At 54.8% G+C, this 12,990-nt stretch carries 13 protein-coding genes; 4 read left to right on the top strand and 9 right to left on the bottom strand.

Features of this window, described 5'->3' with window-relative positions; all coding sequences use genetic code 11:
* Positions 1 to 7: 7 nt before the first annotated feature.
* Together NQH49_RS05525 and NQH49_RS05520 are read right to left on the bottom strand one after the other, a co-directional pair.
* On the bottom strand, positions 8 to 802 hold the full coding sequence (locus NQH49_RS05525) for a deaminated glutathione amidase (protein WP_256698380.1): 795 nt from the start codon (positions 800 to 802) through the stop codon (positions 8 to 10).
* 2 nt (positions 803 to 804) lie between these two features.
* Positions 805 to 1,764 (bottom strand): ABC transporter substrate-binding protein, encoded by a 960-nt coding sequence (locus NQH49_RS05520; protein WP_256695893.1) that lies wholly within the window; start codon positions 1,762 to 1,764, stop codon positions 805 to 807.
* Between the two features lie 137 nt (positions 1,765 to 1,901).
* Between NQH49_RS05520 and NQH49_RS05515 the strand changes: the two genes are divergently transcribed.
* Complete coding sequence (locus NQH49_RS05515; RefSeq protein ID WP_256695892.1) at positions 1,902 to 3,257, top strand: aminotransferase-like domain-containing protein; 1,356 nt, start codon at positions 1,902 to 1,904, stop codon at positions 3,255 to 3,257.
* On the opposite strand, the gene NQH49_RS05510 is transcribed toward NQH49_RS05515, so the two are convergent.
* The 4 genes from NQH49_RS05510 to NQH49_RS23560 form a co-directional block, all read right to left on the bottom strand.
* Positions 3,241 to 3,666 (bottom strand): GNAT family N-acetyltransferase, encoded by a 426-nt coding sequence (locus NQH49_RS05510; RefSeq protein WP_256695891.1) that lies wholly within the window; start codon positions 3,664 to 3,666, stop codon positions 3,241 to 3,243. The genes NQH49_RS05515 and NQH49_RS05510 overlap by 17 nt on opposite strands.
* A gap of 195 nt (positions 3,667 to 3,861) precedes the next feature.
* Positions 3,862 to 4,071: a transcription antiterminator/RNA stability regulator CspE gene (cspE, locus tag NQH49_RS05505; RefSeq protein ID WP_007890714.1), complete on the bottom strand. Its 210-nt coding sequence runs from the start codon at positions 4,069 to 4,071 to the stop codon at positions 3,862 to 3,864.
* Positions 4,072 to 4,221: 150 nt separating this feature from the next.
* The gene (pagP, locus tag NQH49_RS05500) at positions 4,222 to 4,794 is read right to left on the bottom strand and encodes a lipid IV(A) palmitoyltransferase PagP (RefSeq protein WP_372340019.1); all 573 of its coding nucleotides are present in this window, start codon (positions 4,792 to 4,794) and stop codon (positions 4,222 to 4,224) included.
* Between the two features lie 604 nt (positions 4,795 to 5,398).
* Positions 5,399 to 5,482: a small membrane protein YohP gene (locus tag NQH49_RS23560; RefSeq protein WP_085982349.1), complete on the bottom strand. Its 84-nt coding sequence runs from the start codon at positions 5,480 to 5,482 to the stop codon at positions 5,399 to 5,401.
* A gap of 259 nt (positions 5,483 to 5,741) precedes the next feature.
* On the opposite strand from NQH49_RS23560, the gene NQH49_RS05495 reads away from it, so the two are divergent.
* A complete protein-coding gene (locus NQH49_RS05495; protein ID WP_008103719.1) occupies positions 5,742 to 5,987 on the top strand; it encodes a hypothetical protein in 246 nt (81 codons plus the stop codon).
* A gap of 107 nt (positions 5,988 to 6,094) precedes the next feature.
* On the top strand, positions 6,095 to 7,177 hold the full coding sequence (locus NQH49_RS05490; protein WP_256695890.1) for a malate/lactate/ureidoglycolate dehydrogenase: 1,083 nt from the start codon (positions 6,095 to 6,097) through the stop codon (positions 7,175 to 7,177).
* Positions 7,178 to 7,216: 39 nt separating this feature from the next.
* On the opposite strand, the gene gntT is transcribed toward NQH49_RS05490, so the two are convergent.
* Complete coding sequence (gene gntT, locus NQH49_RS05485) at positions 7,217 to 8,533, bottom strand: gluconate transporter (RefSeq protein ID WP_256695889.1); 1,317 nt, start codon at positions 8,531 to 8,533, stop codon at positions 7,217 to 7,219.
* Positions 8,534 to 8,658: 125 nt separating this feature from the next.
* Between gntT and NQH49_RS05480 the strand changes: the two genes are divergently transcribed.
* Positions 8,659 to 9,969, top strand: a complete 1,311-nt coding sequence (locus NQH49_RS05480) for an iron-containing alcohol dehydrogenase (protein ID WP_256695888.1) — start codon at positions 8,659 to 8,661, stop codon at positions 9,967 to 9,969.
* Positions 9,970 to 10,002: 33 nt separating this feature from the next.
* On the opposite strand, the gene NQH49_RS05475 is transcribed toward NQH49_RS05480, so the two are convergent.
* Together NQH49_RS05475 and NQH49_RS05470 are read right to left on the bottom strand one after the other, a co-directional pair.
* Positions 10,003 to 11,931 carry a methyl-accepting chemotaxis protein gene (locus NQH49_RS05475; RefSeq protein ID WP_256695887.1) on the bottom strand — a complete coding sequence of 643 codons (1,929 nt, stop codon included), beginning with the start codon at positions 11,929 to 11,931 and terminating at the stop codon, positions 10,003 to 10,005.
* A 125-nt stretch (positions 11,932 to 12,056) separates the two neighbouring features.
* Positions 12,057 to 12,884 carry a Cof-type HAD-IIB family hydrolase gene (locus tag NQH49_RS05470; protein WP_256695886.1) on the bottom strand — a complete coding sequence of 276 codons (828 nt, stop codon included), beginning with the start codon at positions 12,882 to 12,884 and terminating at the stop codon, positions 12,057 to 12,059.
* Positions 12,885 to 12,990: the final 106 nt, after the last annotated feature.

The raw sequence follows: 12,990 nt of genomic DNA, 5'->3' as shown, positions 1-12,990 counted from the left end.
CCAGCGATCAAAGTGGTTTAAGTTCGGGACGAGCGAAACAACGATTCTCCAGCACCGGCAGTACGCTGCGTGCATAGGCGATGCGCTGTGGATCGAGATCGGCAAACACCAGCGCGGCTGATTCCGGCGCTTTGGCGATCGCCACGCCCAACGGATCGATCACCAGACTGTTGCCGATGTTGCGTGGACCGCATTCGCCCACCGCCACCATGTAGCAAGTGTTTTCCAGCGCACGCGCGGTGGTCAGCAATTCCCAGTGCATCTCTTTTAGCGGCCCTTTCACCCATGCAGCCGGCAGCACCAACACATCGGCGCCGTCGAGCACTAAGCGACGTGCCAACTCCGGGAAGCGCACGTCGTAGCAGGTCATCAACCCCACTTTCATGCCAGCCACGTCAACCAGCGGCGGAATCTCGCGCCCTGGATTCACGCGCTGCGACTCCTGCATGGCGAAGGCATCGTACAGGTGCAGCTTCACGTATTTGGCGATGATTTCACCGTTACGAATGGCGATCAGCACGTTGAGCGCCTTCTGCCCTTCTGTCGGCACGTGCACGCTCATCATGGTGGTCAGGTTGTTGCCTTTGCTAACCGCCAGCAACTGCGTGACGAAAGGACCATCCAGCGGCTGCGCCGCTTTCAGCACCAGATCGGGATCGGCGATATCACGCGCCAGCACGCCTTCCGGCAGCACCAGCAGATCCGCGCCGCCCGCCAGCGCCTGGTTCATCAATCCGATGCAGATATCAGTGTTTTCCTGCCATTCACGGCTGACGGCAAATTGCCCCATTGCTACTTTCATCATTATTCTCCTCGCGCCGCAGCCGGGAAAATCGCTTCCGGCGTCAGCAATGTTTGGGTTAGGCCTTGCTGGAACAGCTCATTCGCAAAATCGGCAATCATCTTTTTGTTAACCGAAAATCCGTTCTGATTCCAGTTGGCGGGTAATTCCTGCGCGGTGCGCCGCAAATCGTCCAGCAGCCACGGCGTGGTGTCGGCGTATTTCTCGCGCTTCTTCATCCACATCTGGTATGAACGGTCAATGATGTCGCTCAGCGCCTGCGGCAGCCACGGATGCGCCTCGGCTAAAGCGGGCTTCAGCGCCAGCAAGTGAATGCCCGGCACATAACCGACGCGATTAAAATAGTCGCGCTCAGCAGCGGCAAAATCCACCTGCAACTGGCGCAGACCTGAATCGGCGAGGAAGAAACCTTCCGGCATAAAGGGCGTAAAGACCGCATCCAGCTCGCCCGCCTTCAGCAGTTCAATTAGGGGGCGCTCGCCTGGCGCCGGTTCAATGCGGCCCGGGCGGCCAAAACCGGCCAGACGATCAACAATCGGATGATCTTCGGTCAAACGTCCGGCAAACCAGTACGCATCATCAATCTCCACGCCCGCTTCACGCAGCACGGTGCGCGTCCAGGTGTTGCCTGAATCCTGCCAGCCGGTTACGCCAATCTTTTTTCCTTTCAGCTGCGCTGGCGTGGTAATCGGGCTGTCGCTGCACGTGATGATGCAGCGCTGGCGGAAACCGCGCATCAGGAAGTGTGGCAGGCCCAGCAGCGAAGTGTCACCTTTAGCCCGCGCCTGAGCAAAGCGGCTAAACGACACTTCACCGGCATCGTATTTATCGCTGCTGGCGAGGTTATCCACCAACGTGCCAACGCGATCGATCTCCAGCGTGAAACCTTCCGGTTTGATATCGCCAAGTGCCAGCGGTGTGAAGTAATCCCAGTCACGTACCGCCAGTCTGATGGTTACCATAGTTATGCCTTCCCCGTCTGTTCTGCCAGCCCTGCGACTGTGATTATTTATGCAGCAAATAGTGCTTGAATTTGAGTCTAAAACGCGAATACTAATCTGAACAATCTATTATTTGTTACTGAACAAAGGATTTTCTTATGACGCAAAGTGTGGATTTGGAGTGGCTTAGCCAGCAGATCACGGATGCCTCCGTCAAAGGCATCACGCATGCGGCATCAACACTGATTCGCGATGGGCAGATTACAATTGGCATGCAAATGCCGGCGGTGCGTGAGTTGGCTGAGCGACTAGGCGTGAGTCCGGCAACGGTTTCCGCAGCCTGGGCGCAACTGAAGAAGCAGAAAGTGCTGGCGGGGAAAGGTCGCAGCGGTGTGTGGGTGAGCGGCAACAGCGTAATGCCGCGTCCGATTCGTTTCGAGAAGATCGGTAATTACGGTGAGAATGTTCAGGCGTCACTGGCAATGGCTTCACCAGATCCAGACTTGTTACCGGATCTGCGTCAGGCGATGCTGGCTGGCATTGGCTCACCGCAACTGAATAGCTACCAGCGCGAGGCGATTTCACCGCAATTGCAGGATGCCGTGACGCCGCGCTGGCCCTATCCCGCCGAAGCCTGGCTGGCGACCGACGGTGGTTTTGATGCCATGAACCTGATTGTGCAAACCTTGCTGTCTCCAGGCGATCGTGTGGTGATTGAAGATCCTACTGCCACACGATTACTGGATATTTTAGACAACATTGGCGCTGAAATTTTGCCGTTGCCGTGCGATGAGCAAGGGCCAATTCCCTCGGCGCTGAGCACGCTGATGCAGAAATCGCCGGCGATGTTTATCTATCAGCCGCGCACCCATTCAGCCACCGGACACAGCGTGAGTCAGCGACGCAGTGCAGAGCTCGCACGTGTGCTGGCTAACAGCAGCACCATCATCGTGGAAGATGATGGCATTGGTGATCTGTCGCGCTGGCCGGTGTTTAGCCTCGGCTTCCACTATCCCGAACGCGTGCTGCATGTGCACTCATTTTCCAAAGCTTATGGACCAGATTTGCGTCTGGCGGTGTTATCAGGCACTGCGGAAATGGTGAAGCGTCTGCAAGCGTGGCGCAACTTTGGCGTCAGCTGGACCAGCCGTATTTTGCAGGATGCCGTGGCGTGGATGCTCAACGACGAGCAGACTCAGCAGCGTATTCAGCAGGCCAAAGCCACCTATGCGCAACGTCGCCAGCAATTACTGGCAGCGCTGGCGAAACGCGGTTTGGTGCTGGAGGAGCGCGATGGATTAAGCGTGTGGATTCCAGTGGAATCGGAGCAGTACGCGATGATCACGCTGGCCGCGCGAGGCATTGCCGTGCTGCCCGGCGAACGCTGTAGTATTAACAGCCGGCAATTCATTCGCGTCAGTGCGGCGTTGCTGCCTTTTGCACAACTCGACAGCATCGCCGATGCCATTGTGATTGCCAGCGGACGCGAGCTAAATCTCAACCCAGAGCTTTAATGTGATAGCGCGGGGATTCCACATAGCCTTCGCGCGCATAGAACTGGTTGGCTTTGAGACGCGATGAGTGGCAATGCACTTCCATGCGATCGCAACCACGTGAACGCGCCAGCTGTTCAGCGTGATTCAAAAGTTGCTGTCCACTGCCCTTGCTGCGCTCGCCTTCGGCAATACAGAAGTAGCTGATGCGGGCAAAATCGCCGGCCAACGCCAGCTGTGGAATAAAGTGCAATGACAGAAATCCTAGTACTTGATTGCCGTGTTCAGCGACCAACAACGTTTCATCGGGATGATCAATAAGCTGCGCCAAACGCGAATCGATAAATCCTTCCGTCGCGCTATAGCCTAATTCGGTCAACAACGCGCTTAATGCAAAACTGTCTTTTGCCTGTGCCTGACGTATGTTCATCCTGCCTCCTCATTTTCCCTGAGCAGTTATATAGCGTTGCCGGATAAAAATCTGCAAGTAAGCATTGGTGTGGCTGTGTTACGGAAGTTATCTGTGAGATGTGCCGCAGAATCTATCTGCAGACAAAGCAGCGAGCTGATTTAAGCATAAAAAAAACCCGCCAGAAGGCGGGTTTTCAGAATTCGAACTGTTAAATTACAGTGCGATAACGTTAGCAGCTGATGGGCCTTTAGCACCGTCAGTGATTTCGAACTCAACGCGCTGACCTTCAGCCAGAGTTTTGAAACCGTTGCTGTTGATTGCAGAGAAATGTACGAATACATCTTTGCTGCCATCTTCTGGAGTAATGAAACCGAAGCCTTTCGACTCATTAAACCACTTTACGTTACCTTTGATCTTAGACATCTATATTACCTTTACATGAAAAAAGGACACTAAACTGTGTCGACGTCTAGTACAGCAATTGCGGTGACATTTGTCCAGTGCGATTTGATGAAAAAGTGATAAATATTGATTTTTTGCATGCCGATCACACTTTCTGCGCGCTACCAACGCTTAAAACTCAAATCTCAGCCAGGCAAAATAGACATTACCGTTATTGTAAGTGCCGGGAATATAAGTCATTTGGAAAGTGGCTGGACCATATCCGATTGATGCTAAAGGCAATATCAGCGGAACCGGAATATATTTCCAGTTATCCCGTGCCGTTACGCCCGCCGTATATCCCGCCCCCAAATGGAAGTTTTGATCGTTAAGCGGTCGCCAGGTCGCTTCCCAACCGTAGCCACCAATTGGCTCCCATTTGTTAAACGAGTCTTTAAACGCCATCAGATACAGGCCGTGCCAGTTACCTTTTTCATCCCAGCGCGAGACGCCAGCACCCGCGCCCCACGGGCGTTCGTTGTACTTATCGATGTGTTCATCGTCGTAAGTCCAGCGGTTATGCCAGGTAATCGCTGGCAGATAAAAATCATAATTCTGCGGTTGCGACCAGGTTTGCGAGACGTTGTCGCTAAAGGTGTTCCAGCCAGATTTGATGGCTTGTGACGTGGTTACCGCTGATGCTGAAAATGAGACCGATGAGGTCAAAATGCAGCCAAACAAAGCTGCAGAAAAGTGCCGATTCACAACGTAATTTCCTGTTATGTCATGCTGAAAAATTCATTATCCGAAGGCAAATTTTTCAGCTTCCTGTACGACGAGTTTCTAACGTAATTGCCAGGATAATAGTAAAAAAGTCACTTAATCTCTCCAGGCGAATTCTTGGATGTTGGCGAATTTTACCTCAAGCGAGGCGCGAAATTGAAACGCCAGATAAACGGATAGGTATTATCGGGGGATGGTCATAAAGTGCAAACCTGTTGTAATGATAACGACATGCAACAAGATAGCTTTCAGAGACTTAGCGCAAACAATTCACATACGGAATAAGTTAATAAAATTTATCAATTGAACTCCTCAGACGAATAAGATAAATCTCGATACTCCAGGACGGAGATGGGGAAAAAACTGACATGACTATTCGTTGTAGCCGCTGCGGTTACGCTAAATTTTTTTACACGTTATGCGACTGTGAAAAGGTCGATTTGCCAAATCATCATGGTGCCTGCTGCGCACGATGTCAGAAACCGCTAAATCTGCGCGATCTCATTCAGCCTGTCGCGTCCTGTGAAGACAGTGAAAAATCCTATGCTGAATAAAAAATGCAGGCACCCGCAGGTGCCTGTCATTGTCAGAAAATCAGTTTAAAGACGCCTGTAATTGTCAGTAATCCAACGATGAAGATGATGGCGATGACCCACAGAATTATTTTCATTGTTCGCTCCTTCAAGTATGAAAAATAACGTGTCTGTTAACCATTATAGATGATCATTCTGCTTTCGCTGGGCGCTGCGAGCGTGGTCACAGCCCTATGTTCTCGTTTCGTTTGGCGCAGATTATTTTCTGCGAGACGGGTCGCAGCATTCGCTTTCCCTGCCCCTTGTTACCGTACTCAGCGCCCGTATATCGGCTAAACTTACTTCGCCTGAAGAGGCCTCAATTGTTATCAATGCCTACGTAACAAGGAGATTCTTATGAGCACGATTAATACCAGCATGGGGCGTTACAGCCTTAAGGCAAAGGATTACGGCAACCACATCAGCGGCAGCATTGCGATAAATGATGAAGGTGGCACGCAACTCACCATGCAGGAGTTTGAAGAGCATTATCTTGACGATGTCGTCAACAACGTCATTTATCCGGTCACCGGCGGGAACCGAGAAATTACCCGCGCGTTACGTGATCAAATGGTCAAAGCGGGTTTTGAACAGCCGCACTGAGTTTTTGGGCCACACCTTGTGGCCCTTTACTTCTTTATCGCTGACTTGCGGTTATCACGGGTTTCGTCGCAGGATGCAATATCGTTCATGATAAGGAGATTAACCGCGTGAGTACGCTGCATCTTATTCCCCCTTCCCGTCTTCATCAGTTTGTTCAAGCCATTTGGTCACATGCGGGCAGCAATGCCGAAGAGGCGCGCCTGGTCGCTGATCATTTGGTGGCTGCGAACCTGGCGGGCCACGATTCACACGGCGTTGGCATGATTCCGAGCTACATGAATTCGCTGGCGCAGGGTTTTCTGCAACTTAACCAACATGTCAGCGTGGCAAAAGACGCCGGTGCGGTGTTGACGCTACAGGGTAATAACGGTTTTGGTCAGGTCGCGGCGTTTGAGGCGATGCAGCTCGGCATTGAGCGCGCCGCCAAACTCGGCATTGCGGCAGTTGGTCTACACCATTCGCACCACATTGGTCGTATCGGTCATTGGGCGGAACAGTGTGCAGCCGCCGGTTTTGTCTCGTTCCACTTCGTCAACGTGATGGGCGATCCGATGGTGGCGCCGTTTAACGGTAGCGATCGTCGCTTCGGCACCAATCCTTTCTGCGCCATTTTCCCGCGCCGCAATGCCAAAACGCTGCTGCTCGATTTCGCCACCAGCGGCATCGCCTTTGGTAAAACGCGGGTAGCGTGGAACAAAGAGCAGCAGGTCGCGCCAGGTTATCTGATAGATCATCAGGGCCAGCCGACCACCGAACCGGGCGTGATGCATCAGGCGCCGTATGGTTCGCTGATGCCGTTCGGTCTGCACAAAGGTTATGCGCTGGCGACCATGTGCGAAATCCTCGGCGGCGCGCTGTCGGGCGGCCGCACCACGCATGATGAGACGCTGGTCACCAGCCACGATGCCATTTTCAACTGCATGACCACTATCATCGTTAATCCGGATGCGTTTGATGCGCCCGCGATGCAGGAAGAAGCAGAATCATTCCTTGATTGGGTGAAACAGTCGCCGCAAAGTGGCGATGCGCCGATTCAGGTGCCCGGCGAGTGGGAAGAGCAGAACCGCGTGGCACGCGAAAGGGATGGCATTCCACTGGATAGCAATAGCTGGGAGCAAATCTGTGGCGCGGCGTTACAGGCAGGTATGCCGCAAGAGGAACTCGCGGCGTTCCGCGCCTTAACGCAGTAAACCGCAAGCGGCTGAGGCGCGATGCCTCAGCCTTAATGCTTAGATGACGTTGGCAAGCAGTAAACAGCCCACCAAACCGCACACTGAAATGATGGTTTCCAGTGCTGACCAGGAACGGAAAGTTTCGCCGATGGTCAGGTTGAAATACTCCTTAAACAGCCAGAAGCCTGGATCGTTGACGTGAGAGAAAATCACGCTGCCGGAGCCGACCGCAATCACCATCAGCTCCGGGCTGGCGCCGCTGGTGACAATCAACGGTGCGACAATCCCGCCTGCCGTAATCGCCGCCACGGTTGCGGAGCCCAGCGCAATACGCAGCACGGCTGCAATCGACCACGCCATGAAGATCGGCGACAAATTGGTTTCATGCATCATGCTGGCGATATATTTATCGACGCCGCTATCCACCAGCACCTGTTTGAACGCCCCGCCACCGCCAATCACTAACAGCATCATCGCGATGATCTTGATCGAATCGGTGATGGTGCCCATCACTTCATCCATGCTGCGGCCACGGTTCAGACCGAACGTGAAGATGGCAATCAGCACCGCAATCAGGGTTGCCATGATTGGGTCGCCAAAGAACTCGGCATACGGCAACAACACATGACCTTTCGGCAGCAGCATTTCCGCCACTGCGCGCAATGCCATCAGCACCACCGGCACCAATGCCGTCCAGACGCTGACGCCAAAACCAGGCATCTCAGCTTCAGTAAAGGTTTTCGGGTTCCACAAACCTTCCGGAATCGGCTTATCAATGCCTTTCAGGAAGCGCGCATAAACCGGACCGGCAAGAATTACGGTTGGAATCCCCAGCAGCGTTCCAAACAGCAGCGTTTTACCCATATCGGCGTTGAACAGCGTGGCAATCGCGGTTGGACCCGGATGCGGTGGCAGGAAACCGTGCGTAACGGAAAGTGCTGCCGCCATCGGCACACCGACGTACAGCAATGGCACGCGCGCGGAAGCGGCGATGCTAAATACCAGCGGCAGCATCAGTACAAAACCTACTTCGTAAAACAGCGCAAAGCCGACGGTGAAGCCGGTCAGCACCAGTGCCCACTGAATGTGTTTCTCGCCGAACTTAGCAATTAACGTGGTGGCGATGCGCTGCGCTCCGCCGCAATCCGCCAGCAGTTTACCCAGCATCGCGCCGAAGCCCATGATTAGCGCGAGGCTGCCCAAGGTGCCGCCGACACCGGTTTTAATCGATACGATAACTTTGTTGACCGGCATGCCCTGCATCATGCCTACGGCCAGCGCCACCAGAATCAGCGCGATAAATCCGTTCAGTTTGAAACGAATCATCAGCAGCAGCAGTAACGCTACGCCAATCGCCACATAGAGTAATGGCATAATTTTTCTCCACTTTTGCGCGCGGTGAATCACCGGCAGCGGTTTATTTTGGTTATCCCAGAGGACATGAGAATCAACAGTCTGCGCCGCAGGAAAACATCCTGCTGAGCAATGTTACGGGTATCATGTTAAGGGTAACATTGCGTACAAAGCACCAGCCGCAGCGGCGGAATTTCTGTTTTGCGAAGGTGATCAACTTTTTGCCGGCGCGTTATCAGAATGTTTGCAGCGGGAGTGTCACGGCTTTTGGTTACACTAGGGTCTTTACGCCAAACAAGAAGGACATGCAGGTGAGTGAGAATCTGATCGAGCTGTACAGTAATCAACAAACCCTGTTTGGTCGCGGCAGTATTGACCAGCTGATACCGCTGCTGGCGGCCAATACCCAGCCGACGCTGCTGTTTTGCGGCCGATCATTCCTTAACGGTCCAGCCTGGGCGCGCCTGGGCGCCGCGCTCAACGATCAGATTATCGGTTACGAGATCGTCAGCCATGAAGCCTCGCCGGATGAAATTGATGGTTGGGTGCGGCGCTGGCGCGGCCATGTTGATCGTGTGGTGGCGATTGGCGGCGGCAGCGTGTTGGATGCGGCCAAAGCCTTCAGCGCGATGATGCAGCACCCGCTGAATACCGCACGCTATCTGGAAAAAGTCGGTGATACGCCAGTGCAAGCGGTGACTTTGCCGCTGATCGCCATTCCTACCACGGCCGGCACTGGCAGCGAAGCCACGCAGAACGCGGTGGTGACCGATCAGCAGCACATTCAGGTCAAAGCGTCGCTGCGCCATCCGGTCTTTGTGCCGCAGGTCGCGATTCTCGATCCCGACCTGCTAAAAGGCGCGCCAAACAGCGTGCTGGCAAGCTGCGCCATCGATGCCTTCACCCATTTATTCGAAGCCTATCTGTCGCGCAAAGGCAATCTGTTTACCCAACAAACCGCGCTCAATGGTCTGCGACTGTTCTTCAAAGCCTGGCCGGATTTAAACCGTGATAACGAGCGTGGTGATGCAGCACGAGAAGCGATGATGATGGCGTCGTGGCTGGGAGGCGTGTGCCTGAGCACTGCCGGATTGGGCGTGATCCACGGTATTGCTGGAGAGCTGGGGGCGATCAAACCGTTCCATCACGGCGAAGTGTGCGGACGCTTACTGTTCCCGTTCCTCGATGTGCTGGCGGAAACTGAGCATGCTGAGCAGCAACGTTTGATGGCGCAGCTCGGTCAACAGCTGTTGCCGGACGATCCCGCGCCGCCAGCGCTGGCGTTGAAAGCCTGGATCAAGCAGCAGGCGATCGTGCCGTTCTGGTTAGATGGCCCAACGCTGTCAGCCACCGACGTCGACTGGATTGTGTCGCGGGCCAACAGCAAAAACGGTTGGATCAGCTACGATGCCCCCACGTTGACCGAGATGATCGCCGCCGCCTGGCGCATCGTCTAAATGATAACGGGCAGCCAACGCTGCCCGATTTTTTTACTGCTCAGCCACTTTAAACATTGCGATCTCTTGCGCCAGCTGCGCCGCTTCATCACGTAGCGCCTGGGTATTTTCGGCGGTTTGCGTCACCAGCATCAGGTTTTGCTGAATACCGCGCTCCATCTGCGATACCGCCAGCGTCACTTCCGCGATACCTTTGCTCTGCTCATCCCCGGCCACGCGCATCTCGCTTACCACCTGCTTCACTTTATGCACGTCGGTGACCAGTTGCGAAAGCTGCTGCCCCGCGCCTTCCACCAGCTTACTGCCAGCCAATACGTTGCTGTCGGAATCGGCAATCAGCGCTTTAATTTCCTGCGCCGCCGTGGCGCTGCGCTGGGCTAAGGCGCGCACTTCAGAGGCCACCACGGCAAATCCGCGTCCCTGCTCACCGGCGCGCGCTGCTTCCACCGCCGCATTCAGCGCAAGGATGTTGGTTTGAAACGCGATGCTATCGATCACCGTCAGGATCTCCGCCACGCGGCGCGATGAGGATTGGATAGCGCCCATGGTGCTTACAACTTCGCCCATCACGTCGCTGCTGCTGCGGGCAATCTGCGCGGTCTGTTCGGCGGCGGCATCAGCCAGTCGGGTATTTTCGGCGTTTTGCTGCACGGTCGCGTTGAGCTGCTCCATCGCCGCCGCGCTCTGCTCAAGCGCCGCAGCCTGCTCAGCAATTTTCTCTGACAGCGCAGTGTTGCTGTGCGCCAATCCTGATGCATTGGCCGCCACCGTTTCGCCGCTGCCCTGCACGCGAGTAATCACGCCGGCGATCTTATCGACAAAGCTGTTGAACGCACCGGCGATATCCGCCAGCTCATCGCGTCCACTTTTGGTCAGGCGACGGGTTAAATCGCCATCGCCATTGGCAATTTCATCCAGCGCCGCATGCGTGGCTTTCAGGCGCTGACCAATGCGTTGGGTAAACGCCCAGGTTAACAGCAGCAGCACGATCATCGCTGGGATCAGGAAGGTAAAGATGTCACGCATCATGGTACGTGCCAGGCCACTAACCGCACTTTCAGGTGTCACCAGGCCAATCACCCAACCGGTGCCGGGCATGCGGAACAGCGTGACCTGCGCGCTGGTGTGCAAGTAGTCGTCATTGAAATCTGACAGCTGCAACACCTTGCCATCGCCTTTTAACTGAGCGACACGTGCGGCCAGCGGCGCCAGCCAGCTGGATTTTTCCGCCAGGCTGCTTAAGGTGGTGAGCGATTTCAGATCCTGGCCTGGGTAATAGAGCAGATTGCCCGCGCTATCGAGCGCAAAGGCATAACCGCCCGTCACCTGCCCTTTCTGCTGCATAAAGCCCGCAAGATTATCCAGTTGCACATCCAGCGTCGCCACGCCGGCAAAACGATCGCCCGCCGCGTACGGCACGCTGCAGGTCACCATTTTCACGCCGGATACCGGATCCTGATAAACCTCCGACCAACCGCAACGATCGCGCGGTCCGTTACGCACCGCGCTGTACCAGCTTTCCTGTTGATAGCCGTTGCCCGCAGGCAGGTTGTAGTCATCGGAATAGGCCAGCGCGCCATCACCCTGTCGCGCCCAGAAGAAGCTACGACGTTGCACACCGGCGCTAAACGCATCGGGTTCCGGCCACACGCCGCCGCCGGCAATGGTTTTATTGCCGCTGCTGTTGATGATTTGTGGGAAGCTTTGCTGCCACAGCGTGGCATCGTGCGGCAACACTTCAGCAAGGCGCGCCATGCTGACGGCCTCGCCTTCAATGCGCACCAGCTGCTGATTTAATTGGCTGACCAGATTGCTACCGGCCTGCTCAATCAGCGTATGGCTGGCTTCGATGACGCGCGGCTGACCGCGCAACAACAGAACGGAAAATACGACTGCGGTGGTGACGCACAGTAATAGCAGGCCACCCAGCGTCATGCGGGCAGCCAAACGGGTTGGCAACATAATTTATCCTTTCTAACCGACTGCATTAACGATTGAGATAAGAAGTGCCGCTCAGCGGCGAATTGTGCGTTCCGTCACAATCGAATATCGGCAAAGCAAAGAATAAATTCAGCTAGAAATGACGATTAAATGACAAACGGCGGTTTGCCGGCCAGCATCTGCTCAATCACCTGTAAAACGCCCTCGTCGTTATTGCTCGGTGCTTCAAAGCGCGCCGCATCTTTGACCTTCTGCGGTGCGTTCGCCATGGCAAAGCTGAAGCCAGACTGCTGCAGCATTTCGAGATCGTTACCACCATCGCCAAACACCAGAATTTCACTGCGTTCGATGCCCCAACGTTTGCCCAGCAGATCGAGGCCGTGGCCTTTATGGTTGCCGGGCACAATCAAATCCACCGATCCGTGACCGCTGGACGTGGCCGCCGCCGCTCCCTGATGCAGACGCTCAATGTCCGCCATCAGCGGTTCCACATAATCATCCGACAGATTCAGCGCGAACTTGAACAGCTTATCGCCCGCGACGTCATCGAGGCTGCGAATCGCCTTCAGCCGATGACAGTAGTGACGCATTTTCACCAGCCACTTTTCATCGAGGCCTTCGAAGTAGTACGCGCTGTCGCGTCCGCACAGGATGTAGCGCAGTTCGGGATAATTACCGTTGTGCAGCGTATCCAGCACTGCATCAATATCCTGGCGGGAGAACTCGCCGCAGAATAGCTCTTCGTCACGATCGATAATCCACGCGCCGTTCTCCGCCACGAAGGCAATTTCGCTGGCGATCTCCGGGAAGAAGGATTTGAGTTGGTAATACTGGTTGCCGCTGGCTACCACAAACTTGATGCCGCGCTGCTTCATCTCCTGATAGCAGGCGTTAAAACGTGCGCGATTGTACTGTTTATTGTCGTCGAGAAAGGTGCCGTCTTTATCCACCGCCACCATTTTTACCACGGTCATCATCACTCCTTAACGTATCGAAAGGAAAAACGGGTCGTAGAGAGAATAACCTGGTGAGCGGATAAAGCGGAGAGAAAGACGGATGGCCGAAGCCATCCGCTGGGGA

Origin of the sequence: Pantoea trifolii, assembly GCF_024506435.1 — a bacterium.
GTDB lineage: Bacteria > Pseudomonadota > Gammaproteobacteria > Enterobacterales > Enterobacteriaceae > Pantoea > Pantoea trifolii.
This window is presented reverse-complemented; position numbering and strand designations above follow the sequence as displayed.

Excerpts from the sequence above, each read along its gene's own strand:
- NQH49_RS05525 (WP_256698380.1), bottom strand. The coding sequence starts at position 802 with ATGAAAGTAGCAATGGGGCAATTTGCCGTCAGCCGTGAATGGCAGGAA.
- NQH49_RS05520 (WP_256695893.1), bottom strand. The coding sequence starts at position 1,764 with ATGGTAACCATCAGACTGGCGGTACGTGACTGGGATTACTTCACACCG.
- NQH49_RS05515 (WP_256695892.1), top strand. The coding sequence starts at position 1,902 with ATGACGCAAAGTGTGGATTTGGAGTGGCTTAGCCAGCAGATCACGGAT.
- NQH49_RS05510 (WP_256695891.1), bottom strand. The coding sequence starts at position 3,666 with ATGAACATACGTCAGGCACAGGCAAAAGACAGTTTTGCATTAAGCGCG.
- cspE (WP_007890714.1), bottom strand. The coding sequence starts at position 4,071 with ATGTCTAAGATCAAAGGTAACGTAAAGTGGTTTAATGAGTCGAAAGGC.
- NQH49_RS23560 (WP_085982349.1), bottom strand. The coding sequence starts at position 5,482 with ATGAAAATAATTCTGTGGGTCATCGCCATCATCTTCATCGTTGGATTA.
- NQH49_RS05495 (WP_008103719.1), top strand. The coding sequence starts at position 5,742 with ATGAGCACGATTAATACCAGCATGGGGCGTTACAGCCTTAAGGCAAAG.
- gntT (WP_256695889.1), bottom strand. The coding sequence starts at position 8,533 with ATGCCATTACTCTATGTGGCGATTGGCGTAGCGTTACTGCTGCTGCTG.
- NQH49_RS05480 (WP_256695888.1), top strand. The coding sequence starts at position 8,659 with ATGTTAAGGGTAACATTGCGTACAAAGCACCAGCCGCAGCGGCGGAAT.
- NQH49_RS05475 (WP_256695887.1), bottom strand. The coding sequence starts at position 11,931 with ATGTTGCCAACCCGTTTGGCTGCCCGCATGACGCTGGGTGGCCTGCTA.
- NQH49_RS05470 (WP_256695886.1), bottom strand. The coding sequence starts at position 12,884 with ATGACCGTGGTAAAAATGGTGGCGGTGGATAAAGACGGCACCTTTCTC.